Below are 23,979 nucleotides of genomic sequence, written 5' to 3' on the forward strand. Positions count from 1 at the left end.
TGAGAATGGCGACCTACGTCATGACACCATCGCGATGTTCTCATTGAGAATAGCGACCTACGTCCTGACACCTTCGCGATGAACACGTTAAGAATTAGTAGCTGTGAAAACCACAAAATTTAGAAATAAGAGATGGAAAGAAACTTGAATAGAAGCTTAGTTTTTTCTTATCGGCTGTTTTTACCAGCACTTCTAGAACCATAACGTATAGATTTAATGCTCAATCAGTCAGGAGTAAATCATGAATAGTGAACCCTTAATTATCACCGAGCAAAAATCACCATGTGGAGAAGACTTAGAGTTAACTCTGATTGTTGGAAAAGAAGGCATTTCTGATTCAGTAGATGTTTACGAAGGAGCGATGTTTTACCAAGAGTGGGCAGAGCATTTCTCAGTTGAAAAAGACAGTAAAGAACTTGATGAGAGCCTTAAAATGCAAAGGGATATAATCCCGTCCAGGATATCCAAATTAAAAAAGACATTCAGTGAAAGAACAAACACGAGCTTTCCTTCAATCAGTATTTTTGTAACAAAGGTCGAGGTAATAGAAACCATAGCCATTGGAAATAAGACTGTAGTGCGTGTATTGATCAGAGCAGATACAGGGCGCTTCATAACTGATGGTCAACATCGAACGGTCAACACAAAGATTCAATTGTTTGAGCTTAACCGCACTGACCTCAGTAATCATACTATTGGAATGAAACTTTGCGTAACCAACACAGAGTCCATTTATGATGCTAGAGAAATCATAGAACAGCAATTCAGTGACTTTAATGGTAGAAGTCAAAAACCGAATTCTAGTGTAAACAAATTCTATGACACATCATCAAACCTTGGTCGTTTAATGAAAGATATTGTTACTTCTGAAATAGAGGGCGTCGGACAAATTAAAGATGTAGTAGCTGTACAGGGAAATCTAAAGTCTGGGAAAGTGTATACATTTGATCAGTTAAGAAACTTCGTCTTTAAGGCTATTGGGAAGACGGAGACAGAAATTGAAAAGCTTCTTCAGGATGACCCAGAGAGCCGATCAATTTTTACAGATGGAGTTCGAAAAGTAATAAATGGAACATTCAAACATTTGCCATTTCGACTAATGCACGAGCCTAATTGGAAAAAGAAGAAAGATGAAATGCTTTTCACTAAAGCAATCTTCTGTGAAGGGCTTGCGATGGCAGCAAATTGTTATTCGACGCAATGTGCAACTCAAAATACACCAATCAATTGGGATATTTTTGCAGGTATCGAAGATGTACTACCTATATGTGACAAAGCTGACCCATTGTGGAAAGAAACGGGAGTAACAATCCACAAACAGTCTGATGGAAAGACGAATGTAACTATCAATAAGAACGGTGGTTCACGGAAGATAGCACTTATCATTTGTAACGCATTAGATATTAAGCCATCACTTACTTTAACGCTTTAAGGCAATTATATGGAAAAACTACCACTGAATGACACCAGATGTCCTTCAATGCAAATCAAATTAAGGTCCGGACTGCGTATTTTCTTAGAGCAGTCAGATGCCACAGAGTTGTTGATAATTTCCATTGACCCAATGTTTCTGAGTAATTTGCGTGCGTACATAGCAAGAGAAGACATGTTAGAAATTGCGGAATTTCAGAAAGTTGAAATCAATAAACTTCTAGCTATGTGGGAAAGCGAAAGTTACGAATGGGAAGAGGAAGCCATCTATAACATCGATGAAGGGTATATCGCGTTGATTAAAAAACATGAAAGAGGACGTCGGCAATCAAACCTCTAATTGCCTAGTCCTACACTGACGTATTATCACAATCTAAATAAAACAGGTTCTAAAATGACTACTGAAACTATTAAGCTGGAAAAAGTACAATCCATAATTGGTAGCTTGTTTAAAACATCATGTTTAGCTCAAATTGACACTGCAAAACTAACAATTCGTCGTTGCTTTCAAGCTTATAATTTCATACTCAAGTTTGGTCAATCAAACTTTGGATATGTAAAGAAAGGAGCCGTTCAACTGGCTGAAACTGAATCTGAAGAGTTGAATGCGCTTTTCGTAAAGGAAGACTCATTAGTCCAGGGAAGGAAGACTGATAAGCTGATACTTCATCATCTGTGCGATCTTGAGGAAGCACATAAGTTTGCTCATGTAATTACAAAGGTAGCAATTCAAAAACACAATGAGCAATTAGGGAACAACATAAATTCTCATTCTCCAAAATTAGCTAAGTTGAAAAAATCGCGTCGTACATTGTTAAAGTCTGTTGGCATATCAACAGATACAGAATTGATGAGTCATCATGCAGAAACAATAACAGAGAGAATTGCTACAACACCACAGGCTAAAGCATTTATAACAACTCCCAATAGCCTACCGATTCTATGTAAAGAGGTTAGGGCGGCACAGCTCGATGGAATTAAACAATTTGCAAGAACTAATACCGATTTCAATTCAAACGAAGTACTAGAACGGATTATTGTTGCTGGTGGCTATGTAAACATGGATGAAGAAACATATCGTCATATTTACAAAAGACTGAATGGTAATCTTAGAGGTTACAAACCTATCAAAGAAATGATTAAAGCATCATCGCCGCTCATCTTTGGCTGTTCCCATACAACGCGAAAGCTTTTTGAAGAGATTGGAGTTCTTACCGACAAGCAATTGCTATCGAAGCACCCTCAAGGTCATTTATGGGACATTTTGGGTTATGTGCACCCAAAACCCTTTATTAAGAGTGAACAATGCATTTTAGAACTTTTTGACGATATAAAGGTGGCGGTAGAAAAGGGTAGGGGAGAAAAATATAAGCTAAACATAGATTTCGATTCTAAGAATCATCTTTCAAAGTTACTAGACAAGTCAGCCGCGTATAACTTTGACCCAAGATACTTACGTGAATTGCGCAGTAAGCTAGAACGAGTATCTTAGATGCATCGTTAAATTTCGTTAGTAACCTCCCCTTTGACTGTGGGAGGTTTTTTTCATAGAGGTTGATTGATAGTCACAATCAATCCATTATCGAAAAGGTGTTCTAGTACCGCATCTTGTTCGAAACTTGAATTTGCGAAATAAGGCTTTGAAATAACTCGAGACTCACTCTCATCAATCAAATCCTTCAGAACACTTTTCGCTTTTGAAATCAATTCATCTTCAAAAAATAGATTGTATAGCTTAGCCCCTTGCTCATAGATCGAAATCGCGGCACATTCATCAAAGTCATCAGAATTTTGACTGATTCCTTTTGCCTCAAGCTCTTGAATGACTAATAGGGTACCTGGTTCAAAACACTTAGAAAACACCGCGTTACGATAGTCGGTATTCGATTGCAATTTATCATCAATGGTCGACTCAGTTGGTTCTATAAATATCAAATCACTATTAAGCATAATTTTCAGGGCAGCGTTAGTAAGGTCTGCCTCTACATCGTTTACAAAATTCATCGGACGAACTAGAAACCCTTTCATACTTAAAACCATTAGCAGCAATAACATGTATAGAATAATGCAGGTTAAAATTTTTTTTGGAAGTGCTGTATAGCTAAATTCGAATTTTTTTCTTATCGGCAGTTTTGCTCCACGTAGTAAACAACAAAACAAACATAATTGGATAGTCCACTTAGTAACTTTGGAGATTCCGATTATGACTACGCAAACAAACCGCGATCAATTCATTCAAAATAATGCAGACAAAATGTCAGCTCAAGAAATGGCTACGAAGCTTGGAATACAGAAAGCTTCACTTATCGCACATGCTCGCAAAAAAGGAATTGAACTAGTCAAGGAAAACTCACTTAAACAAAATGTTAGTAAACGATCTCAAGAAGAAATAGATTTATTCGTTCGAAAAATTCACTCTATGTCTGTAAAACGTACTGCAACAGAAATAGCTGAAGACTTAGACATCAGCAAAGGTTACGTTTTGAGCCTCGCGGAACGCAATAAGATAGAGCTGACCTTTAATAACCTGATTGCCGAGATTAAAAAACTCGCAACAGAGAATAAGTCAGCACAAGAAGTGGCATCAATTGTCAATCTATCTACCAGTCATGTTTATAAACTCGCCCAAATATACAAAATCAGCTTTAAACGAAATTCCATAGCAGAACTAAAGTGGGATACACAACAAGCTGTACAGCTCTACTTAGTACAGAAAAAGCCGTTCAATAAAGTATTAGAAACATTTGGTTTAGAAAAGGCGTCTAAAGATGTCCGTGAATTTGTACGATCGGATTTATATAACGGCGTCTTCAATACGGTGTTTAACTAGCCGTTGTAATGATTTCTCTTTCACATTATCAATCACATTTTCGTCATTAAAAGGTCCATTATGAGTTGGAACAAACCTTTAGTAATAATCAACTGCTCTGACAGCAAGAAAAATGGCACGTTAAAACCTCTTGATTTATACAATTGCAAAAACACACTTGCAAATATAATCAAGTCGTTTTCTGACAGTTTAGACGAATGGTCAAAAGACCTATTCCCAGGTTATCGGGGCTATATTCCTCCCCGAATCGAAGATGTAATAGAAGTTGTCATTATTAGTGCAAAACATGGGCTTCTATTAGGGGGTGGGGACAAAATTGAGCCATATGACCTTCAAATGCCCAGTACCGAGAAAGGTTTGGATGAATATGTTAAAAAACATAAAAGGCAAGCTAGAGCTACTATTAACGCATTAAGCATCGATAAACGACCAGTCTATGTTTGCTTGACTAATAGGTACAAAAAAGCATTTTTTGCAATGTGTGGTACTCAACTAAGTAAAGTAAACAACCTGTACATTAGTGAAGACCATCGAGGAATAGGAGAACTAAGAGGGCGCTTAAACAAGGTCTGTAAAAAAATTGCAAAAGATTTTATTCATTCCTCTCCTTACTACAGATGTTATAGAAATCATCCTATTGTGTTCACTTCGGGTGCAAGTTGTGCACAAGAGATGGAAGTTTACACAGCAAGTGGCTCATTGAGTAATATCGGGACATCCTTGCATTACGTAAATAGCCATAAAAATTCAAAAGGCGCAGCTTTCATCAAAGAAGTGCTTAAAAAACATTCAGGTTCAACTATAAAAGGTCATATTTTTTATGATAACGGATTTGTATCGAATCAAAATTTGGACCTGAAGTGGGTTCTTCGTGAGTATAGTGATTTCATAGATACTATTAAAACAGAACGGCATAAGCTTACAATTGTGCTACCAGATGATTTAAACCCTGAGAGAGCAATAGAGATATTAGAGTCGAACAAAGATGAAATTACTGCTCTGTTAGATAAATGGGTGAGGGTAGTGCTTCCAATACATGACGTTGTCACAATCAAAGAGATTAAGAGTCATGCTTCAAAGATGTTACAAGTTTTAGGATGGCATCCAAATATTACAGCAGGTATACCGTGCTTGGCTGACCGTAAGTACAGTTTAAGCAAAGTTGAAGCGATTTTAAGTTTAAAAAATCCTGATGGCAAACAAGCCTTCGAAGGAGTTCATTTCTTCGGCTTAAGTAAAACAGAGAAACGGATCAAAGCATTCAATTCACGTTTAACAATTGCACAACTTTACGATATGAAAACTATATCATATGATGCCAACCGTGCTAACGCGTTATGGGGTAACAAAGCAAAAAACAATAGACCTGGTACAAAGATCGAGACTCTGCTAGAAGAACAATTAGCCCTTCCACCAGCAGCAAGAAGTTCATTTGTTTCAGTTTCAATAGACTATGATATTGAAATAGTGAAGGACTTCTATCTTAACAAGATTGACCTTGATAACTACCTCATAGCAACTTCTCTCATAAATGATGTGTTACCCAAAATATTGAAAATAGATATCTATCATAACCAAGTTTTATCAGATGAAATAGTGCAGTGCAGTGTGCGAGCTAAGTTAAGTTCATTGAACTCGTATCACTGGTCAAAAATATCGCATAATATAATTCATAAACTGCATGATTTTAATTTAATTAATTACCGGGCAATAGAGTCAATTAATTATTTTGACAAACGAAAGATTGTATATTCCAAATTAATACAAGATTAAATCAAATGTCTAATATAGTGATTTATTAAGTATTGATGCATTAGTCTTTGTTAAAATATAGTTAATTAAACAAGCAAGGTAATAAAAATGAACTTAGAAAAATCTCTTAACTTAATTAACGATTCGTATTCTTTAAAGCTAGAACTAATCAAACAAGTTGAATGTAAGCCACTGAATAGTAAAGTAAAAAATGCAGCCAAATTAATAAAAACTCCAATAGGTGAGTGTTATAAGAATGCATTATCTTTAGCAGTCCTTTTAGATGATAGTGAAAATTGTGACATTAAGGTAGTCGTCGGGGTGGCTGAAATTATTCCGGGCTTTGTAGAAGGGCATGGATGGATTAAATTAAATAATGAGCATTTTGATCCAACATTAGAATTAAATGGAACTACGTATTCAGAAAATACTTACTATGGTGTTTTGAAAGAATTTACCGTTGAAGAAGCCCTAGAATATGCCTCAGACAATCATAATCTACCCCCATACTTCCCCAAAGCATTGCCTGATTGCATGTTCACAAGACCAAGTTATCCATCATCGATATCACACCATGCGTTCATGAATAAATAATTTTATTGGGTAACTAGTTAAACTGGTTATCCAATCAGTAGTTGCTTGGAAATGAATACATTAAACCGTTGTAAAATGTTAGATCTGGTTTGTTAATGACTTGGCATAATTTTTCACGAAGTGGAAAATTATGTCAGGTCACACAGGGGGGCGGGGATGTATTCCCCGCTCGCGAAGCGATACTTGATGATTTTTCATCTTAAAAAGATCTAAATCTGAATCTCTTACTTAAATACTTATCTTTAGATCTAATTAAGTATATAGATCTTAAATAAATACTTTACTTAAAGGACAATCTAAACGTTTTAAATCAACCACTTAGCATCTGGAAAAGATCAACAATCTCATAAAAACTGCACATTAAAGATCTTTGGGCACATATAAAGTTCAAAGAAAAGCAAAATAAACTCACAAAAAGCCCAGAAAAAAGATCTTTTGCCTCAGATAAAATACCCCAGTAAAGATCAACTACCACACAAAAAGTACATAAAATGAAGCCTTCGTAAAGTGACCCAACTTGCAGCTTGTCTGTTTAGGAATCACGATCAAGATCTGTAAATTGTCTTTGATCGTTGATTTTTCATTGTAAAGCGAAATCGCATCAGTTAAATTGTCTCTGTTTCTGGGGCTTTTAGACCAGATTAGCGAAGTGACATTACAAAAAGTGCCTTGTTGCTCAATTTTTTTTCACTAAAAAGCGAAATCACACAACAAAAAGTGAAGTTCACTTGGTTTAGGTTTTCACATGGAAGATTCATCAGATTACTCTCAAAACAACTATTTTGAATTAGTTGATAACGATCATCATGATGTGGTTTTACGTGATGTTAATCACCCTCAGATCCAAACGCATTACAACAGTAACCAGTTTCCGGCAAAGTTTCTCAATCCAAGAGTTTCGTTGTCACCTGGCGACAACCCCATTGATATCGTCGATCAAAATAAACTAAGACAATACGATCATAACTTTAGAAAAGATCTTTCTGATGATATCTATCGAGTATCTAACGAGTTATTAGAACTCTTTATTATCCAGCTAAAGCCAAACTCCTGGCGTTTGTTAGAAATGATCTTCATGCGATTGGATAAACTCTATTCCAAGGAAATCTTTGCAAGCCTTAAAATGCAGGAGGCTCTGTTACGCAATCAGAAGTACATTGAACCTGAACTAAGGACTGTAAAGATCTCAGCTCAAGAGTTTGCAGAGCATTTTGGTTTGAACCGAAATCATGCCGGTAAGCAGTTCACCGTCGATGCTGTCGAATTAGAAGATGCTAAAATCAAGATACCTGCGCTTGATCCCAATGCGCCACCCAAACGTGTTCGTGTAATTGATACTACTGAGTTCAATGTCAAAGGAGTGGGTCGTAGTACTGTTGTTAACCAGTTCACTGAAGTAGATGAATTGATTGTTTACAAGAACAACAAGAAGAAACCTACTGTCCGTTCATGTAATTATATCAAGTTCACTATCTCTGAAAGTCTCGCTAATACGATGTTTTTATTAGCTGAGCGCTATACTCGTATCGATTCTAAGGTAACTAGGTATCTTAGCCCCAAATCCCACAAGCTATATACGATGATGCGCATCATTATGGATAGTTCCAAGCTCCGTACAGGTCAGTACTCTAAGCAGGAATGGGAATTCACACATACTTTGCAAGAGTGGAATCACATCCTTGATACGAGTCATAATCGTATGAGCTTGCTGATTAAATCTTTCAAATACCATGAAGAGATCTCTAGCTCTACCGAGATTTATGCTCTTGCATTTCCTGACCCTACGTCTCGTTCCGGGAAAACCTATGAGCGCTTCTCCGTTAAGTTTCATTTACTTAATGCTGAACGTAATATTTCACATGTTAAGGACAAACCTTCACGCGGCAAGCTCCCATTTAAAGGTGCTAAACAAAAGGTAGATGGTAGTCCTGAGCAGTTAGCGTGGGCGCGTGCAACAGTTGATATGCTGATTAAATATAAACTCGAATGTGAGATTTTTGCCAACAACTCTCGTAAACAATACAAGTTTCCTAAAGCTGACCTCAATCGTTTGATGGAATGCCTTGAAATAGTTGGTGAAAAATTGGAAGACTATGAACGAGATGACATTCTTATTGATCTTTAATTACTTTAAGCCAGTTTTTAACTGGCTTTTTTGATCCTTTCAACCCGCGCCAAAAAAGCAAAATCACCTCACAAAAGTTATCTTATTCATAATCGGCAAGTCTGATGTCGTGTGTCATATTGTTGTCTGTTGAACGAATGTTGCTTTAATCATAACCAAAAGCGAAATTGTCTTTCATAAATTCAACGTCCGTGCCTTTACCATGCGAACTTCCCCTTACTTTTTCTGTCTTCATTTTGCTTTTGCTACAACAACGTCAGTAACTAAGTTCGAAGCAGTACATCGTTTCTGAAAGGGGAGGGTATTGAGTTGGAACACTCAACTTGATCATTGTTGAAGTCACCTAAATTACTATATCGCTCCATGTGTCCACTGAGACTGCTCTATTATATTTTGAAGGGTAAGATGAGGCTTGAGCTGATTATACCCAGCCATGAGGCTATGGCTTTCAATTTGAGGCATGTCTATGTTGCCGTATGTTTTAAATCTAGACTTGTTAGTATCTTCCGTGCTCTGTTTGTTGAAAGTCGCAGCTTGGATTTGTTATCCTTTTTTAATCATCCGCATAAACCGTCTGCCCCCAATGAGAGTTAGTCAACCACAAAAGAGTGCATTGCTTGAGCTTCATTTAAATGAGCTGCATTCGGGGATTGGAAGTCATATTTTGAGTCAAACCCTCTATGGACGTTCTATCTCGAAACTTCCTTCTAAGATTGAGTACAATAACTTCTTTGTCGGTCTTAACACCTTGATAAAACATGGTCTTGTAGAAAAGTTAACAAATAAAAACCGGTGTCTTTATCAAAATTTGAGTTCACAAGTTATTGCATGGCGGCTCACTTCTGCCGGTAGGCAATATGCGGAAGGGCTTCACTCAAAGTTAAATTGTCCTAAGCGTGGCTATACAAAAGCAAAATTACCTCATAAAAAAAAGTAGACCGCAATGCGGTCTACTTCCTTTACATCTCAAGTCCTGTTTTGTACCGAGACTCTATTTCTAAAGCTGAGTCTGCAATTGCTCTCCTTGTCGCATCGTTAGTTAAACTATGCTTTATGTTTGAGCTTAAACTCCCTTCCAGTTCTGCAATAACTTTTTTGGGGTTTAACCCAATCATCAATTTTGAATGGATACTGTCCCCATGCTGCATTGTTTCAGAGAGTACATTTGTATAGAAGATTGTTGACGAGAATAAATCATCTGTCGCCTGTTCAAATGCTGGGTAGGCTTGAGGGTTGTTTCTATACTCATCTAAAAAGCTTATAACAGGCTTTATCAGGAATGACGTTGACTCAGCAAGGTCATGAATTGATGTATGTTTAGTATTTGGTAAACCTGTATTTCGAATCGATAGTGCGTCAAGCTTAAGTGACTCCCAAGCACTATCATTGAGTTGCTTTGCTGCTGTGGTAAGTGCTACTGCATCGATGATGCTGGCGATTGTTAGACGCTGTGAGAAGCCGGAATATAGGTCATAGTGCATCTCTCGCGCTTGTTGGTAGTCGATGTGGTCTGAAGTAAACAGGTGTGAGAAGTTTGCATTGTTAAATGCCCCTGGTGAGTTCAATGCAAAGTTGTACCCGATTTCTTGTAATAGGGAATATGTAGCAGAAATTTCTAATCTCTCTTGTAGGTTAACTTCACTAACAAGACCTTGGTCCACTAAGTCTCCACTGTACTGTTCGTAGCCTAAGCCATCTTGATCGGCTAAAGGTACTTTCATATTTGCTAAGTGACTAACACCGATATAAATAGGCTTATCTTGTGTTTTGAGCGGTAACTCGGCTACAGAACGTGTTTGGTTTGCCTTGATAGTATGTTCGACATATTGGGCAATTTGGCTTGGGAATTTCTCTAGATGATGCTCTTGTACTTTTGCAACAACTTCAGGGTCTTGTGAGAATTCATGTTCAATCTGCTTTTCGAAGTTATCAAATGCAGTGTCAAAATTCATAGTCATTTCATCAGGGTTGGTTATGTACACTGCTTCAACACCTGGCATCAAACCATTTATTAGAACTGGTTTAACCCTAGAATCTCTATATGCCATTTTTGCAGAGTCCCAATCTGTTATCTTTCTAAAGTTATTACCTTTGAGCTGTTTAGTTTCGTCCTGCATAATGAGCATGGCATTAACGAAATCTTCTTTGTGTTGAACACGACTTACTTTTGAACTCGGAATTGCACTTTCTACTTCTTTGGTATCATGAGTATTCATATAACCGATTGAACCAGCAACCAAACCTGCGATGCTGAGTCCGGTAGTCAAATATTTGCGTAACTTCTCTGATTTTGCATTTCCTTTTGGGATATCAACAACAGAGTTGTTTAATCGATACGCTAGATCCTTTCCTGTTATCTTCGCCATAGTTAGAACACCTTTTGACCTGCAGTCATGCCAAGCTCGATTTCAGAAACAATGATGCCATCAGATTCTTCTGTATTGGGATTCATCCAGCAAAAGCAAATGTCATCAATTTGTAACTCATTTAGTTCGAGTAATAGAGAATGCTCATTTGATAACTGTAGAACTGCAATTAATTGGTTCTTCAGTTTCGATTTAATGAATAGTCCAAGTTTTGAGCCTCTTTTTTCTTTTACAAGAAAGTTAACTTTTTCAATTTCATTTGGAGCATCACCGAGTAGAATTGTTATTTGATTCTGAGGGTTAGATGCAAGTCCGTAATCCCGTATTAATACTGGTTTTCCCATGATTTATCCTTCGAATGCATTTCATTGAAGCCAAGCAGTGGCATTTGAACCCTACCCATTTGATGTACATAGTATAAAACATAGTCAATTAATGGAATGCCATATAAACCATATCGACTAAAAATAAAATGTTGGTTTTGTGTTTTATACACATTATGAGTTGATATCAAATTCACCAATATTCCGTAATGAATAGAATCTGATAGTTATGCAGCTATAGCCATCAGGCAAAAAGCGAATCTACACCACAAAGAATCAATAGGGGTGGGGGCTGAAAAGCAAATTGCCCTCAATAAAAGTAATCTAGAGTCACCTACTGAATTAAATATTTATGAGGTTGTTTCGCTTTTCAGGCTCGGTTTCGATAAACGTATCGCACTTTATCTGTGATAATTTTGCTTTTCCACGGCTCTAAGCTGATAGGTGTTGATTGTTTAGTCAATCTCTGACTGTGAGATCATGACGAGATATCGAACAGATGGGGTGTCAGCCTTTTAATGAGATAATTTTGCTTTTTATCGTATGAGGTAGATCTGAAAAGAGGGGCTGTCATGACTTTGCCTATCATGAACTCGGCGGAACACTTTACAGTTTTTGTGAGATTAAATCGCTTTTTATCAGAATAACTCTTTTAGCAACTTCAAATCCTACTTTATGTGGTTGGATTTTGCTTTTGGTTCCTTGAACCTCACAGCTTGCCCTACTTTATGTGTGATAATTTTGCTTTTCCACCAGCTAACGACAGCTAGCTAGGACTTTTTATGTGTTCAATTTGCTTTTGTGGGTGAGGGGATATAGTTAAAGAGGCAGTATTTTAAACTTTTTATGTTGTAATTTTGCTTTTTCACACATTGACAGGCTAAAGAACTAACATCATTCATCACTGGCAGGTGAGTTTTTGTGTGATAATTTTGCTTTTTCACGCGCAGTAACAATCTCTCTCCACTTTATCTGTGATTAATTTGCTTTTTCACACCTAATCTTACTACCACTATTTAACTGCCCCCTTTTATGTGTCCCTTTTGCTTTCTCGTCATCTTGATTTGGTTCAGCAGCAAATGAAAAGCAAAATCACATCACATTAAGTGATAATTTCAACTTTTCACAATACTACAAACCTTTTCCCTTATCGGCACATTTACTACGCAAAAGCAATTTCAGCACAGATAAAATGACTTTGAATACATAGTTCATTGCGAGGTAGATAGAATGAATCTCGAAGCAAGACTTGAGCAAATCAACCTGCTACGTAAAGCGGCACTGAATAATCCAGAGTTTGTTGAGGCAGCATTAGACCATCAACAAGAAATCGTCAGAACGGAAGTGTCCGTTGATGCTGAAAGTCGGAAAAAAGGAACCCAGCAAGTGTTACGTCCCTTTGCGCAAATTTATAGTCACCTGGGAAGCCTGGGAAAGTAGTACCGCTGATTAATTCAAATCCTTATGGGAGAGTTTTCAAATGGCAAAAACACACTTGAAGGTTCCTGGCGTTGATGCTCGTGATAGTGGTCAAACTCAATTCGAATTTACACACCAAACAGCATGTGGGTTTGTAAGGGAGCAAGTCACAACAAATAAAGATAGTGTAGATTGCTTTTATTGCTTGCGTTCTGAAGAGATGAAGCACCACTTTCAGTTAAACAAAACCGTTTCAGACAGTTAAGGGGGCTACTAAAGTCAGGGTTTTCGAACTATGTTAACTAACTGATTTACCGTCCTTAACGCAAATAGCCGATTAAGAACATTTTCTTCAAATTTTCTAGTATATTCAATTACTGTAATTTACAATAATTGATATAAAAGTAGTGCAATCAACAGTAATTTTGAATAATTGGTGAAATGATGAGAAATGATCCTTGGCATTATCCACGAACTGAGTTAGCCACACATATTGTCGGTGGCATGTATCGTAACCTGCTTGATCGAGTGTCAATCTTCGCGCACCGGAAGCGTGGAAAAACTCAGTTCATTAAACGTGACATTATCCCGTTGTGTCGTGAGCATGGGATTCTGCCAATCTACATCGATTTTTGGATGGATAAACGCAACCCTGAATTGTGTTTTATTGAGTCTGTTCGATTAGCTCTTTCCGACAACCAGTCTTTCCTTAAAAAACTCCAAGCAAAAATTGGCAAGATGACATTCGACGCTCTAGGTCAAAAATTGGAAGTTGATATTAATAAGACTGATGAACAAAATAAGCTTCACTCAGGCTTAATAACGGTTTTCCACGAACTAAACAGCTTGAAGACACCGGTTTTATTGCTGCTTGACGAAGTACAGCATCTAGCTAGTCGTCCTGAATTTGATGTCTTTACCGCAGCTTTACGCAGCTTTGTCGTAAACCGAGAAGATTCTCTAGTGAAGTGCATCTTCACCGGGTCTTCACAAGAGGGATTGAATCAGCTCTTTAAAGATTCCAAAGCACCGTTTTACAATTCTGCTCAGACACAGAAGTTCGCTGAATTGGATATGGACTTCGTACAGTTTGAACTAAATACCTTTGCGGAAGTAACCGGAGGTAAAGTTCTTGACGCTGACAAGGCTTTAGAAATCCTTATTAAACAAAACCGTGCCCCTGCACGATTCGTAGAAATGCTACGAGGAATGGCATTGAATAAGGTGTATGACTTGGAGGTTGGGTTTAAGGAATTCGACAATGAGATCCAAGAATCTCAAACACCATTCAAAGCGATGTATGATCAACTTAGACCCATTGACATTGCAATTTTAAAACTAGTAGCCACAAATGAAAGTAGTGGATTGTACACCCCAACAGGGCTGAATAAAGTAGCTGCAATTATGGAAGTCGAACCCTCAGACATTACTAAAAGTGCAGTCCAATATTCTGTTAAGTTGCTAAAGCAATTGGAGATTATTTATAGTCCGGCTCGTGGAAAACTAGCATTTGAAAACTTGGACTTTAAAGATTATTTACTTGAGATCTAACATAAATGAATGGCTCCTTTAAGGAGCCATTCTATTTCACCAGAATCCACTTCCATCCAGTATCGACTACTGGCATTTCTATAAGTTACCCCCTGCATTGTTGCTTCAAGTAAGCAGAGTTAGAAATATTTTATAAATATATATACCTTCTAATTCATTTTACTAATCACCTATAGGATGTATAGTGCATATAATTAAATGCAACTGATAACCTATTGGGAGTTGTTTGATATGAATCCAATGTTAGATACAGAAATGAGGCTAATCCTTTTCGTTAACGAACGTAACCCGTCGTTCGGGAATGAGTTTGCAGATAACCAGCTAGCGCTGACTATTTCAAAGCTGATGGAATTAAGGCTAACAGATGCGCGAAGTAAAGGACGACATGGCTGGTGGAACCAGGATGTGTGTTCACACTACGATCTTGTCCAGATGTTGAACCGCTCTCTGATAGAAAATGACTATGTCAGTACTATCAACTTCTCTAGCATGGTCGCGGTAAGAGAAGCTTATGAAAGGCAAGATAGTAGTGTTGATTGGTTGACTATCGTTCCGCGCTGTGGAGAGCAGTTTGCTGATGACCAACTAAGAAAATGGGTTGAGGTTTCTATAGCAAGAAAGCTTACATATAGTCGATTGTTAGGCAAGCACGGCTGGTGGGATAACGATCTATGCTCACTTACCCGATTGATGGAATTGAAAGATAAGGCGCACTCAAAGAACAATTATCTCAGTTTAATAATTTATACAGGCATGATATTACTTCGACATGCTGGCGTTCAAGATAGCTCCAAACCTACTACAGAAAGTATTCTTTAAATGTGCTTAGTACATTCACGGATATAGATAGATGTTAATAATTTTCCGAATAGGAAATAAGTAATAATCTTCTTATTGGCTGATTTTATCCTTTAAAACAATAAAAAATCCGTATCGTATGAGCTTTGATTGTTTGATTATGAAACTAAGGATGAATTGTATGAAGTTTGCTGATATCAAGGTTAGGAGTGAAACATGGAAGCGATATTGAATGAACAGTTAATGGTGCTTTTAGCATCACTTACATTTGGATTCGTATTTTTACCTTGGGTAGTTTATACGTCTTCACTTTGTAATAAAGATGGGTATGAATATATAGACATGTTTAGTGCTCCTAGCTCTGAACTAAACTTCACTCATTCTTTTACACAAACGATGAAAGTGACCAACTCGGAACTGGTTAAAAGTCGATTAGTGCTCGCGTGGCTATTCTTTAGTCTAAGTCTTATTGTTGGTGCTTTATCTATTTACATTTGGCATGAATACGGGATTCAAGGAAATTATTACTCGATCAGCTTTTACAGTGTTGTGTATGTAACCTTGGTCTTATTTAACTGTTTTTGGTTTAGCAAGCTTGGAAAGGCGCGTTCACGTTTAGAGCTATTTCAGCCACTTGATCATGATGAATACCTTTCCTTGATCATGTTTGTTTCGAACTCTCGCTATACCGAGCAGTTAACAACAATGGTGGATAACAACCCTAAAGATGACTTGCTTTTGATTGATTACCACAACTTAAGGTACAGAGAACGCTTACTTGCTGAATCTGAGTCTAAGACTCATACGAATAGTGATAGAAAGCTGAAACACTTAAATTTGGTAAAAGGCTAGGAGCACTTAAACATGAAAATGATGGTACTTTCTGATGGGGTTGTGTTTACTCCTGAATCAAAACTGCAACTGCTTGCGCTCTGGTTTTTATCTCGATTTATAGGCAATTATCAGAAAACTCAAAATGCTGATTCATACCCACAACTAAGACGTTTGAAGGTTTACTTTAAGCCATCATAATCACATTGTGATTTTGTGGTTGTACTTAGAAGGGCTTCAATGCCCTTTTTTCTTATCTAGTGTTTTATGTGATGTATCGATACTGAAACAAGCCATCATACTAATAGGCACATTAGAGAGGTACATAAATATGGATAGTTGTTCAGTATATTTAACTTTGTTGAAGGTTGACTTAGAGAGAGTTAGGAATATCGAAGAACTTGAAGAATTGTTTGAGTTCGAAACCCAAGAAGAACAATTGCTCAATAGCAATGGAGACAACATACACCTCTTAGTTCTTCAGTTTTATGATGTAGACGAAGCAATCTTGGGGTTCGAAGCTCAGCTAATTAAACACAGAGTTGCCTTCTCAAAGCGTTGGGATGGTGTCCAATACTCATTTGTTGGTGGAGAGCTGCACGTCCGTTTTGATTCGGATGGTAATCACCAGGAATATACATTTTCTTCAGATGAAAAAGTATCACTTAAGATGCTTATAAATGCCAAAAGTGAAGGGCGGCTAGATCAACTCGTTAATGAACTTCAAGAACAGTACTACATCCCAAGTTGGCAAGACGCATTCGCCATTTCAAAAGCAATTTAGCCTCAGATAAAGTGCTGCTCGATATTTGCAGCACTTTTTTGATTTGGGCTTTCTTTACTCTGTACTTACAATATACAATTTAATCTGTAATTTTATAATGAACAGTTAAAATTAGTTTTGAATTCACATATGGAGAAACCATGAAACCAAGATTGTACTCCCCTATGCGTAACCTATGTGTCGCGATTTTAGCGAGTGGCTACAAGCGTGATCCAAACCTCTCCAATCTAGAGAACCAGCGTCATTTAAGTAATCATGTCAGAAAAATGATTCGATATGAGCAGTTTAAAGCTTTGTTCGCGGTGCCACTGCTCTTGGTGCTTTTGATATCAATGCACTCAACTGGATTATTGGACCAGCCTCATTTTCTAATTTTGGGCTTCTCCTGGCTCTCTTATGCGGTCTTGCTAACTTACTTATGGATCTTCACTGTATGTGTACTGCGTAAACTTAATTTAGTCACATAGTGACACAACTAAACAGACATAAATTTACACACTAGTTGTAGACTTTAAGGGGAATGCTTGCCATGAAAATTGCACCTGAGCCTAAGTATAAAACCTTATATTCTGAACTTCGAAAAGAGCACGAAGCGCTAAAGGTTGAGTGTGACTTACTTCGAGATAAGGTTTTTCGTTTAAGTGATATGGTTTTATCTGGCAAGGTCGGAAATGTTATTGTTCCCGACGGCGACTTTATGCTTGAAGTCCCAAAGCAAATAGCGGAATGGATGCTTGAATTTGGCTTGCCGTGGCAGGTATTTAAGTGTGAAACGCACGGTGATTGGATCAATGAGTTAGATTCAAGTTTTCCATTTCACATGGAAATGTGCAAATGCGATAAGTGCAAGGAAGAAAACACTTAAGAAAAGCTTTCTCAACCCCCAGAATTCTATGATGTCTGAACTGAGTTAATTTGCAAAAATCATTCGAGCTGTTCTGGCTCACGTTCATTCAAACCATCCCATCTTCAAACAGTCTTATTTAGTGATTTCTTCACGGATTGCATGATTCGTTTTGAGAATATTATCGTCAAACAACAAACCAAAAGAATGAACTATGCAGCTATCAAACGTAATACCTCAAAATTTAAAGTCCTATCGCATGGTCGAATCTGTAAGAGCTATCGTCCGTTCAGCTTCACTAGAGCTAGAGAGGCTGAAGATTCATGCAAACTGAATTGCTCAAGGATAAACTCGGTAACGAATACTTAGCAGTGATCGTTCCTGAGTGCTTGATTCGTGAGACACTAAACTCATTCTACGCCCATGTGGGCGAATCAGAGTTCAGCCAAATGACCCAAAGACAGCAGATTCGAGACGGGGGTCATTATCATCTCACCGCCCTTATTTCGCCTGAGTTCCACTTATTGAAAGAGGAACAACAATCATCACTGGTTAATCAAGCTGTAGATTTGCAGATATTGGGTCTTGGTCGCGTTATTAAGGATGAGCAACGTTGTTACTATGCAGTAGCTAGTAGCGCAACCATTGCTCATCTTAGAGAGTCATTAGGATTACCGGTTAAGGATTTACATATCACACTCGGGTTTACTCAATATGATATTCATGGAGTAGACAAAGGCATCACAACATTAATAAAAGGAGTTTCCAATGCATAAAAGCGATACGTACAACGGTTCGGCGTGGCGCGTAACTTTCTTTGATGGCTTCCACAACACTACTCAAGTAATCTTGGGCGAATCATTTGAGATTGCCAAGAATACATTCGAATCTCAGACAGGATTTATAGTGCAGATGTCTTTCAAAATACAATAATAACCATAAATATCGAACGCCGGGGGAAACTCCGGCATATAACCATTAATCTATCAGTCCATCCACATCTACCCAACGAACCATTAAGGTCTAAATCCCTGATTTATCCCCAATGCTCTCTGAACGAATTGACATAATGACCATACATTAACGCAACAAGTTCGGAGTGACTTATGAATCTACCAATGCAATCTCATGCTACTTCTTCACTACAACATAACTCGATTCCTGAAGGCTTACAGGTCATCCCATTCGGGCAGTACTTTGCCAACTTAGGAATTGCACCACAATCTCTGATTTACATAGAAACTCAGTTTCTAAGTTTTCTGAATGCCCTATCACCAGAGTATAACGGCTCACAATACGAGGTCATTTGTGATGGTCAGGGATATGGTGTTATTAGTCTTCAAACTAGCGAAGAACATACTATTTCTGCTGATTACTCGACATTTAAAGTGAATGATAAAATGCTTGGTTTAATCGCTACGACGATGCTTTACACATGGCTGAGTAATTACTTTTACGATCAGGGCATGGTTGAGCCAAACCATCAATTTACGGCACTTTGTGACTTTTCTAAAGACGTTGTTCTTATGTCAGCTAGGGATGGCGAAATCCAAGAAGAACGATGGGCTTCGGTTCAATTACTAAGAGAAGTCTTTGGGGACATTGATACTACGGCATTCCATAAAACGATAGACTAAAGCCACCAGCTCGATAACAGAATTAAGTGTGGTATGGGAGCGGCAAGGCATAGAAATGACCTTTGCCGTTCCTTTGTTTACTTAACCGTGTTTCGGAGATTCATATAATCATTCGCTAGTTACTTGAAGGGCTGATTCTTGAGATTGGTCAGGAACCTAAAAACCATATCCAAAAATTGCGCAGATCAGCGCAAATGGGGGAAATTGACACATGGCGTTAAAAGTTTATAAAACCATAGATCACGGAAGACGAAATACACGTTATGCCTACGTGTGCGCCTCATCCAAAGTCAGAGTTGCCGAACTCCTTAATACAACGATTGGGCAGTTGAATAAGTACGGCTGTAATCCATTAGATAAAGATGATCTTAAATACTCACAGTATAAGTACCTTCAAGATGGTGAAGTGGCTTATGAATCGCCTAATGAATCTCGCTCAACCAACGAAGGGATAAGCGAACGAGATTTACATAGAATCGCTGCAATTGGCTATCTCGACGCTGCTATACATGCTTTAAATAATTGCCAAATGCCAAGTAATAAAATGAAAGACCGTTTACTGAAAATTCAAGGCGATCTAAAAGAACTAAAAATCGACGCCAAAGAAGCGTTAGAAGACAAATATAGCGGTCGATAATTAGGAGGGTGAACAGGTAACGACGTCTGTAGGAAACGACCGATTAAGACAATGAGCTTGTACGTCCGGGATGTTTCAGGACACTTAGGTCTTATCATTGCTTTTATTTGCCAACCAAGACACGAGAAGCGGCAAACTATCTATATCGACTTGAAAGGGGGCGGTATGGATTTATTAAATGTTGTATTAAATGGGGCTGTAGAAGCGACTTACGAAACTCTAGTAGAGTCACATGACTGTGGCTTCTTTGATGGCGGGTGTTACACGCTTGCTTATGCAGTAAATGCAGTCTTCCCGACAACGAGCAAAGTGATGCACATCAGTCGCACGGAACGTAACCGTGACCATGCTATTGTGTACTTTCCAGTAAGGGATGAGTATTTCGACGCAGACGGTTTTCAAACCAAAGAGCAGTTATTTCAGAAAATGAGAGAACTTGAGGCGACTCCTGTCGAAGTCCTTTTGCCATTTGATGATATCGACACAAAAACAATTTTTCCGGATATAAATGAAAAGCTTCAGCAAGCAATTAAGGCAGGGTTTGGCGATGGAAACTAAACATCAAGTTAAAGACGTTGCTGTTGCTGAAGAACTGACAAAGATGTATGAAATGGAATCTTGCTTTTTGTTTAATATGGGGACCAAAAACCTTGATGCCATTCGATACGAAAGCTTCGAGTTGGCGTGCGGAGAGGTTTTGGAGCCAAATGACTGCATTAAAGAAATTCATTCTAGTGGTAGCGCAGGGAATCTCCCCATTACGACGAGTGAAGGGTGGGTGATGCGATATATTGGAAGACTTAAGCTCACAAATGACAGTTTTACCAACTTACGTACATCAAATTGGGTTGGAAAAGATGTCATTTTGTTTGATGCTTTTCATGAGCATGAACCTGAAAATAAATATGTGGCTCCGGGAAGGCGTAACGCTGATCAGTCAAGTAAAGATTCATCCGATGGTTACTACATGGCATACCTGGTGTTTAGTGGCAATATGCTATTTCATACGAGAGGGGGCGGCACTAGCTGTGTTGTAAAATGCAGTGGTTTAACGCGCTGGCAACCATCAAAAACCAAGGTGCCAAGTAGAGCTAATGGAGCATACGTCACACATTCAATTCGTACCGACAAAACTGCGGCTAAAATCCTTGATGCCATCCATACCCTCGGCAAACAGGGCGAAAGGATAAGCATCTCTGCTGTTGCTCGCCGCATTGGTATATCAAGAGAGCACGTTAATCGCCGGTATAAACATTTATTCGAAACCAAGAGTTAAACTCTGGGATGAATGTCTTAACAAGTCATTTCTCGAACAATTGAGAGTCAATAAGCCTTATTCTGGATTTGTTCATTTAATAGCAAGGGTTTGAATTCATGAAAAATACTTTCGTTTATAACGGCTTAGAGTTTGTTCGCGCAAAAGAGTACCAAACATCATCAACTCATGGTCTTTTTCAGGAGGTAAGTGGTGGCATCAAGTTGTTGACATTGGAAAGTGAGCCGCGTGCACTGGTGTGTACTAATGAGTTTGATGCTTTCACGGTGACAGCGTGTAAGCATAACAATGGAACTCGTTATTTGTTCGCTACCACTACACTGACTGAAAACTTTTTGCAGATTGAAGGTAAGTCTCTATCGCAATGTAGAGATATCTCTAACCGTGCAATCGCGGAGTATCACTCAATTCGCAGATTGGCTTAACGTAAGCCTAAGCCGTCACTAGACAATCGGGAGTAGGAGGGAGCATGTGGGTAGTTTGCGACTTAAAGGTAGATAGAACTGTTTCGAAAAAGAATCGTTTAGAATCGTATCCTGTAGTTGATGTCCCCAACTTAATAGATTTCGAGACTTACACTAAGCGCGATGATGCTGTGCTATCCTTGGCAAACTGCTACTATCCCGATTGTGCGGAGATGAACATAATCCATGCTAAGCGTCTCTGCAAAGACTTGTTAACTGGTTCGACAAAAATATATAAAATTCGGAAGCTTACAGGCAATGAAATCATTGCCTTAAACCTTGGATAAGAAAAAGATCGAATACTAGAAAGCGTGTTAGTTTAACTTTTTCATTAATAAAATTGAATTAAGGATATAGGAATGAACGGAAACAGCATTATGAATTCTGTTGTTTGGCTTACTATTATGGTTGTTGCATTGCTGTGTGTTGCTGGTCTTTGGTTAGCAAACCAAATTGGCGTGCCATTTTCATTGGCTTTAGATACGGTGATAAAAGTTGTTGTAGTGCTTGCCTTCGCCATCTTCTTGAAGTTTACAATGGATATCCCAGGTATACCTTTAGTTACTTTAATTGCGATATTGGTATTTATCAGTTTTACTCCGGTGCTGGATTATCTCGGACAGAGCACCCAATCAATGCCATCAAGCTTTTATGATGAAATGGGGGGTGATCTGGCTTGGTATGCACAAACTAAGGTCCAAATAGCAATCGGTGTTGCAATTTTCGGTCTTGGCTATTACTTACAAAGCAAACGCTGAAGTTAGTAAGCGAATTTGCTGGTGGGTAGTTGGTGTTTCTACCCACGTATTTATGTAGGTGGTTTTTCCTTGAAAAGTTACAATGATAACAGTAACCTACGCTTGCGCTCATAGTGTTGCCATCGGTCTTCTCCGTGAATTTGGATTGGCGGGACTTTAAATCCCGACAGTGGAGAACAGGGGTGCACACCAACGCTCCAAACTGCCCTGATGATAGTTGCTAGTTAGGTCACAAAGGCGTTCAAATTCAAACTAGCTGGCAACACTATGAGTGTATAAACCCTTTCGATGTAAGAGCTTGCAACTTTGTAAGCTCTTTTTTTATTTCCACTACGTTTGATTTTGTCTTATAGCTCGATATATCGCGGAGTGAGAGCGCTCCATCTCTTACGATAGATTTATTAGCTTTGGTATACCAGGCTGTCATTTAAATCAGGTAGGGGACGAATGAAAAATCTTAAATCTTTAGTCTACGTTTCGGATGAACGTACAGTTCAACTCAATTCATACATTCAAGGTCAGAAGCTTGGTGCTTTCGGAGAGGTATTATTCGAAACACTCGTCATGTTTAATGACTCTACAGAAGTCGCACTTCAAGTTATCTCGGGAAGCAGTACTAAGCCAACGGTTATTCAGGTAACTGCATTTGACCGTCATGGGAACGAATTAGGTTCAAATAAAAGTGAGCGGCTAATTGGGTCCCACACCATTACTCTATCTAACGGCACTACCTATACGTTAAACGTGCAAAATCGAGTTGAGTTTGGCTCTGAGCGGATTGATTTAATACGTAAGTCGCCGTTTAGACCTTGCTTTACGTTCAATATTCTAACCAATACAAGCTTGAGAAAGAATGGAGAACACGCAGCTATACTACTTGACGGTGAGCCATTAATTTTAACAGGGCTAATGTCTGATATCGACGCTGTTCGTCGAGCGGTACAACTTTGTGAGAAAAACCTTCCCGATCTAAAGCGCTTTCTTGAACTACAAAGCTTGGATGGTCGTTTGAGTTTTGGTTCAGTGGATATTGGGGAATGTGACTCTTATGGCGCATATACTGTAAGTCGTAGCGAGCCAGGGGTTTATGAGAATTACCACAAATCTGCTGCTGAAGCGGTCGCAGTAGTGATGGTTGAGTCATGCTCATTGGCTGACTTTTTAGCTACTCAATCTTCAACTGCATCTATACTTTTGGGGTCGGATGTAAGCCTCAATGATGGCGTGTCTGTTGTTTAAGTCGATAACGATCGCTTGAGGAATTTTTGTCTTGTCGACTCATTTCCCGGAAAAAATCAAATCCCCAATCGTTAAAGTAATTACGTCCATCAAGCAACGTGAGGTAATTACTATGCGTTATAAATTTGTTGCGTTTCCGCGCTCTGTAGTGAAGCGGGTACTGTCTGAAGCTAAAGGAATGGTAGAGCTAGAAGTGGTAGCCGAAAGTGAGAAATTAGCTCGTAAGGTTTATGCGAAGGAGTATATCTGTGTATTGAAAGCAAGTATGCCAATCTAGCTAATTGAATAGCCTGACCTCATGTCAGGCTATTTCTTTCATC

29 protein-coding genes are annotated in these 23,979 nt (G+C 38.4%); 26 read left to right on the forward strand and 3 right to left on the reverse strand.

The window, feature by feature from the left end:
• The first annotated feature begins 241 nt into the window (after positions 1 to 241).
• The 3 genes from ACF8EG_RS15870 to ACF8EG_RS15880 are packed head-to-tail and all read left to right on the forward strand — an operon-like array spanning position 242 to position 2,923.
• Positions 242 to 1,432: a DGQHR domain-containing protein gene (locus tag ACF8EG_RS15870; RefSeq protein ID WP_258486217.1), complete on the forward strand. Its 1,191-nt coding sequence runs from the start codon at positions 242 to 244 to the stop codon at positions 1,430 to 1,432.
• A gap of 9 nt (positions 1,433 to 1,441) precedes the next feature.
• Positions 1,442 to 1,771, forward strand: a complete 330-nt coding sequence (locus ACF8EG_RS15875) for a hypothetical protein (protein WP_025767313.1) — start codon at positions 1,442 to 1,444, stop codon at positions 1,769 to 1,771.
• A gap of 54 nt (positions 1,772 to 1,825) precedes the next feature.
• Entirely contained in the window at positions 1,826 to 2,923 is a 1,098-nt protein-coding gene (locus ACF8EG_RS15880) for a hypothetical protein (RefSeq protein ID WP_138937716.1), read from the forward strand.
• A gap of 53 nt (positions 2,924 to 2,976) precedes the next feature.
• On the opposite strand, the gene ACF8EG_RS15885 is transcribed toward ACF8EG_RS15880, so the two are convergent.
• The gene (locus ACF8EG_RS15885; protein ID WP_392419533.1) at positions 2,977 to 3,459 is read right to left on the reverse strand and encodes a hypothetical protein; all 483 of its coding nucleotides are present in this window, start codon (positions 3,457 to 3,459) and stop codon (positions 2,977 to 2,979) included.
• A gap of 175 nt (positions 3,460 to 3,634) precedes the next feature.
• Here ACF8EG_RS15885 and ACF8EG_RS15890 point away from each other — a divergent pair, with 175 nt between their 5' ends.
• From ACF8EG_RS15890 to ACF8EG_RS15910, 5 genes are all read left to right on the forward strand, one after another.
• Positions 3,635 to 4,261, forward strand: a complete 627-nt coding sequence (locus ACF8EG_RS15890) for a hypothetical protein (protein WP_025767316.1) — start codon at positions 3,635 to 3,637, stop codon at positions 4,259 to 4,261.
• Between the two features lie 60 nt (positions 4,262 to 4,321).
• A complete protein-coding gene (locus tag ACF8EG_RS15895) occupies positions 4,322 to 6,034 on the forward strand; it encodes a hypothetical protein (RefSeq protein WP_392419535.1) in 1,713 nt (570 codons plus the stop codon).
• Between the two features lie 87 nt (positions 6,035 to 6,121).
• Positions 6,122 to 6,607, forward strand: coding sequence for a hypothetical protein (locus ACF8EG_RS15900; protein ID WP_258486211.1), 486 nt, complete (start codon positions 6,122 to 6,124; stop codon positions 6,605 to 6,607).
• A gap of 745 nt (positions 6,608 to 7,352) precedes the next feature.
• Positions 7,353 to 8,732, forward strand: a complete 1,380-nt coding sequence (locus ACF8EG_RS15905; RefSeq protein WP_138937711.1) for a RepB family plasmid replication initiator protein — start codon at positions 7,353 to 7,355, stop codon at positions 8,730 to 8,732.
• Between the two features lie 466 nt (positions 8,733 to 9,198).
• Complete coding sequence (locus ACF8EG_RS15910; protein ID WP_392419538.1) at positions 9,199 to 9,669, forward strand: hypothetical protein; 471 nt, start codon at positions 9,199 to 9,201, stop codon at positions 9,667 to 9,669.
• A gap of 22 nt (positions 9,670 to 9,691) precedes the next feature.
• On the opposite strand, the gene ACF8EG_RS15915 is transcribed toward ACF8EG_RS15910, so the two are convergent.
• Together ACF8EG_RS15915 and ACF8EG_RS15920 are read right to left on the reverse strand one after the other, a co-directional pair.
• Positions 9,692 to 11,098 carry a hypothetical protein gene (locus ACF8EG_RS15915; RefSeq protein WP_392419540.1) on the reverse strand — a complete coding sequence of 469 codons (1,407 nt, stop codon included), beginning with the start codon at positions 11,096 to 11,098 and terminating at the stop codon, positions 9,692 to 9,694.
• Between the two features lie 2 nt (positions 11,099 to 11,100).
• Positions 11,101 to 11,442, reverse strand: a complete 342-nt coding sequence (locus tag ACF8EG_RS15920) for a hypothetical protein (RefSeq protein ID WP_025767322.1) — start codon at positions 11,440 to 11,442, stop codon at positions 11,101 to 11,103.
• A 1,209-nt stretch (positions 11,443 to 12,651) separates the two neighbouring features.
• Between ACF8EG_RS15920 and ACF8EG_RS15925 the strand changes: the two genes are divergently transcribed.
• The 18 genes from ACF8EG_RS15925 (at position 12,652) to ACF8EG_RS16010 (ending at position 23,936) form a co-directional block, all read left to right on the forward strand.
• Positions 12,652 to 12,861, forward strand: a complete 210-nt coding sequence (locus ACF8EG_RS15925) for a hypothetical protein (protein WP_180208786.1) — start codon at positions 12,652 to 12,654, stop codon at positions 12,859 to 12,861.
• 40 nt (positions 12,862 to 12,901) lie between these two features.
• Complete coding sequence (locus ACF8EG_RS15930) at positions 12,902 to 13,105, forward strand: hypothetical protein (protein WP_025767324.1); 204 nt, start codon at positions 12,902 to 12,904, stop codon at positions 13,103 to 13,105.
• Positions 13,106 to 13,284: 179 nt separating this feature from the next.
• A complete protein-coding gene (locus ACF8EG_RS15935) occupies positions 13,285 to 14,391 on the forward strand; it encodes a hypothetical protein (RefSeq protein WP_025767325.1) in 1,107 nt (368 codons plus the stop codon).
• A gap of 231 nt (positions 14,392 to 14,622) precedes the next feature.
• Positions 14,623 to 15,210 carry a hypothetical protein gene (locus ACF8EG_RS15940; RefSeq protein ID WP_180208788.1) on the forward strand — a complete coding sequence of 196 codons (588 nt, stop codon included), beginning with the start codon at positions 14,623 to 14,625 and terminating at the stop codon, positions 15,208 to 15,210.
• Between the two features lie 195 nt (positions 15,211 to 15,405).
• A complete protein-coding gene (locus ACF8EG_RS15945) occupies positions 15,406 to 16,041 on the forward strand; it encodes a hypothetical protein (protein ID WP_392419542.1) in 636 nt (211 codons plus the stop codon).
• 12 nt (positions 16,042 to 16,053) lie between these two features.
• Positions 16,054 to 16,221, forward strand: a complete 168-nt coding sequence (locus tag ACF8EG_RS15950) for a hypothetical protein (protein ID WP_155006940.1) — start codon at positions 16,054 to 16,056, stop codon at positions 16,219 to 16,221.
• Positions 16,222 to 16,351: 130 nt separating this feature from the next.
• A complete protein-coding gene (locus ACF8EG_RS15955) occupies positions 16,352 to 16,804 on the forward strand; it encodes a hypothetical protein (protein WP_180208790.1) in 453 nt (150 codons plus the stop codon).
• Positions 16,805 to 16,944: 140 nt separating this feature from the next.
• Positions 16,945 to 17,271 carry a hypothetical protein gene (locus tag ACF8EG_RS15960; protein WP_193286260.1) on the forward strand — a complete coding sequence of 109 codons (327 nt, stop codon included), beginning with the start codon at positions 16,945 to 16,947 and terminating at the stop codon, positions 17,269 to 17,271.
• Positions 17,272 to 17,333: 62 nt separating this feature from the next.
• On the forward strand, positions 17,334 to 17,669 hold the full coding sequence (locus tag ACF8EG_RS15965) for a hypothetical protein (RefSeq protein WP_392419544.1): 336 nt from the start codon (positions 17,334 to 17,336) through the stop codon (positions 17,667 to 17,669).
• A 302-nt stretch (positions 17,670 to 17,971) separates the two neighbouring features.
• Positions 17,972 to 18,424, forward strand: coding sequence for a hypothetical protein (locus ACF8EG_RS15970; RefSeq protein WP_392419545.1), 453 nt, complete (start codon positions 17,972 to 17,974; stop codon positions 18,422 to 18,424).
• 330 nt (positions 18,425 to 18,754) lie between these two features.
• Positions 18,755 to 19,285, forward strand: a complete 531-nt coding sequence (locus tag ACF8EG_RS15975; RefSeq protein WP_180208792.1) for a hypothetical protein — start codon at positions 18,755 to 18,757, stop codon at positions 19,283 to 19,285.
• A gap of 211 nt (positions 19,286 to 19,496) precedes the next feature.
• Positions 19,497 to 19,922 (forward strand): hypothetical protein, encoded by a 426-nt coding sequence (locus tag ACF8EG_RS15980; protein ID WP_025767333.1) that lies wholly within the window; start codon positions 19,497 to 19,499, stop codon positions 19,920 to 19,922.
• A gap of 165 nt (positions 19,923 to 20,087) precedes the next feature.
• Positions 20,088 to 20,480, forward strand: a complete 393-nt coding sequence (locus ACF8EG_RS15985; RefSeq protein WP_025767334.1) for a hypothetical protein — start codon at positions 20,088 to 20,090, stop codon at positions 20,478 to 20,480.
• Positions 20,470 to 21,198 carry an AsnC family protein gene (locus ACF8EG_RS15990; protein ID WP_138937698.1) on the forward strand — a complete coding sequence of 243 codons (729 nt, stop codon included), beginning with the start codon at positions 20,470 to 20,472 and terminating at the stop codon, positions 21,196 to 21,198. Before ACF8EG_RS15985 ends, ACF8EG_RS15990 begins: the two co-directional genes overlap by 11 nt.
• Before the next feature lie 98 nt (positions 21,199 to 21,296).
• The gene (locus ACF8EG_RS15995) at positions 21,297 to 21,623 is read left to right on the forward strand and encodes a hypothetical protein (RefSeq protein ID WP_180208793.1); all 327 of its coding nucleotides are present in this window, start codon (positions 21,297 to 21,299) and stop codon (positions 21,621 to 21,623) included.
• Between the two features lie 398 nt (positions 21,624 to 22,021).
• On the forward strand, positions 22,022 to 22,420 hold the full coding sequence (locus tag ACF8EG_RS16000; protein ID WP_180208794.1) for a hypothetical protein: 399 nt from the start codon (positions 22,022 to 22,024) through the stop codon (positions 22,418 to 22,420).
• Positions 22,421 to 22,867: 447 nt separating this feature from the next.
• Positions 22,868 to 23,659 (forward strand): hypothetical protein, encoded by a 792-nt coding sequence (locus ACF8EG_RS16005; protein WP_258486173.1) that lies wholly within the window; start codon positions 22,868 to 22,870, stop codon positions 23,657 to 23,659.
• Between the two features lie 112 nt (positions 23,660 to 23,771).
• The gene (locus ACF8EG_RS16010) at positions 23,772 to 23,936 is read left to right on the forward strand and encodes a hypothetical protein (protein ID WP_157664646.1); all 165 of its coding nucleotides are present in this window, start codon (positions 23,772 to 23,774) and stop codon (positions 23,934 to 23,936) included.
• Positions 23,937 to 23,979: the final 43 nt, after the last annotated feature.

Origin of the sequence: Vibrio sp. YQ_11 (assembly GCF_043103065.1) — a bacterium.
Lineage (GTDB): Bacteria > Pseudomonadota > Gammaproteobacteria > Enterobacterales > Vibrionaceae > Vibrio > Vibrio parahaemolyticus.

Coding starts and splice junctions, on each gene's coding strand:
- ACF8EG_RS15995 (WP_180208793.1), top strand. CDS start 21,297: ATGAAAAATACTTTCGTTTATAACGGCTTAGAGTTTGTTCGCGCAAAA.
- ACF8EG_RS15950 (WP_155006940.1), top strand. CDS start 16,054: ATGAAAATGATGGTACTTTCTGATGGGGTTGTGTTTACTCCTGAATCA.
- ACF8EG_RS15955 (WP_180208790.1), top strand. CDS start 16,352: ATGGATAGTTGTTCAGTATATTTAACTTTGTTGAAGGTTGACTTAGAG.
- ACF8EG_RS15980 (WP_025767333.1), top strand. CDS start 19,497: ATGGCGTTAAAAGTTTATAAAACCATAGATCACGGAAGACGAAATACA.
- ACF8EG_RS15930 (WP_025767324.1), top strand. CDS start 12,902: ATGGCAAAAACACACTTGAAGGTTCCTGGCGTTGATGCTCGTGATAGT.
- ACF8EG_RS15965 (WP_392419544.1), top strand. CDS start 17,334: ATGAAAATTGCACCTGAGCCTAAGTATAAAACCTTATATTCTGAACTT.
- ACF8EG_RS15975 (WP_180208792.1), top strand. CDS start 18,755: ATGAATCTACCAATGCAATCTCATGCTACTTCTTCACTACAACATAAC.
- ACF8EG_RS15940 (WP_180208788.1), top strand. CDS start 14,623: ATGAATCCAATGTTAGATACAGAAATGAGGCTAATCCTTTTCGTTAAC.
- ACF8EG_RS16000 (WP_180208794.1), top strand. CDS start 22,022: ATGAACGGAAACAGCATTATGAATTCTGTTGTTTGGCTTACTATTATG.
- ACF8EG_RS15925 (WP_180208786.1), top strand. CDS start 12,652: ATGAATCTCGAAGCAAGACTTGAGCAAATCAACCTGCTACGTAAAGCG.
- ACF8EG_RS15900 (WP_258486211.1), top strand. CDS start 6,122: ATGAACTTAGAAAAATCTCTTAACTTAATTAACGATTCGTATTCTTTA.
- ACF8EG_RS15960 (WP_193286260.1), top strand. CDS start 16,945: ATGAAACCAAGATTGTACTCCCCTATGCGTAACCTATGTGTCGCGATT.
- ACF8EG_RS15985 (WP_025767334.1), top strand. CDS start 20,088: ATGGATTTATTAAATGTTGTATTAAATGGGGCTGTAGAAGCGACTTAC.
- ACF8EG_RS15945 (WP_392419542.1), top strand. CDS start 15,406: ATGGAAGCGATATTGAATGAACAGTTAATGGTGCTTTTAGCATCACTT.
- ACF8EG_RS15895 (WP_392419535.1), top strand. CDS start 4,322: ATGAGTTGGAACAAACCTTTAGTAATAATCAACTGCTCTGACAGCAAG.
- ACF8EG_RS15870 (WP_258486217.1), top strand. CDS start 242: ATGAATAGTGAACCCTTAATTATCACCGAGCAAAAATCACCATGTGGA.
- ACF8EG_RS15935 (WP_025767325.1), top strand. CDS start 13,285: ATGAGAAATGATCCTTGGCATTATCCACGAACTGAGTTAGCCACACAT.
- ACF8EG_RS15885 (WP_392419533.1), bottom strand. CDS start 3,459: ATGAAAGGGTTTCTAGTTCGTCCGATGAATTTTGTAAACGATGTAGAG.
- ACF8EG_RS15920 (WP_025767322.1), bottom strand. CDS start 11,442: ATGGGAAAACCAGTATTAATACGGGATTACGGACTTGCATCTAACCCT.
- ACF8EG_RS15970 (WP_392419545.1), top strand. CDS start 17,972: ATGCAAACTGAATTGCTCAAGGATAAACTCGGTAACGAATACTTAGCA.
- ACF8EG_RS15880 (WP_138937716.1), top strand. CDS start 1,826: ATGACTACTGAAACTATTAAGCTGGAAAAAGTACAATCCATAATTGGT.
- ACF8EG_RS15915 (WP_392419540.1), bottom strand. CDS start 11,098: ATGGCGAAGATAACAGGAAAGGATCTAGCGTATCGATTAAACAACTCT.
- ACF8EG_RS15905 (WP_138937711.1), top strand. CDS start 7,353: ATGGAAGATTCATCAGATTACTCTCAAAACAACTATTTTGAATTAGTT.
- ACF8EG_RS15910 (WP_392419538.1), top strand. CDS start 9,199: ATGTTGCCGTATGTTTTAAATCTAGACTTGTTAGTATCTTCCGTGCTC.
- ACF8EG_RS15990 (WP_138937698.1), top strand. CDS start 20,470: ATGGAAACTAAACATCAAGTTAAAGACGTTGCTGTTGCTGAAGAACTG.
- ACF8EG_RS16005 (WP_258486173.1), top strand. CDS start 22,868: ATGAAAAATCTTAAATCTTTAGTCTACGTTTCGGATGAACGTACAGTT.
- ACF8EG_RS16010 (WP_157664646.1), top strand. CDS start 23,772: ATGCGTTATAAATTTGTTGCGTTTCCGCGCTCTGTAGTGAAGCGGGTA.
- ACF8EG_RS15875 (WP_025767313.1), top strand. CDS start 1,442: ATGGAAAAACTACCACTGAATGACACCAGATGTCCTTCAATGCAAATC.
- ACF8EG_RS15890 (WP_025767316.1), top strand. CDS start 3,635: ATGACTACGCAAACAAACCGCGATCAATTCATTCAAAATAATGCAGAC.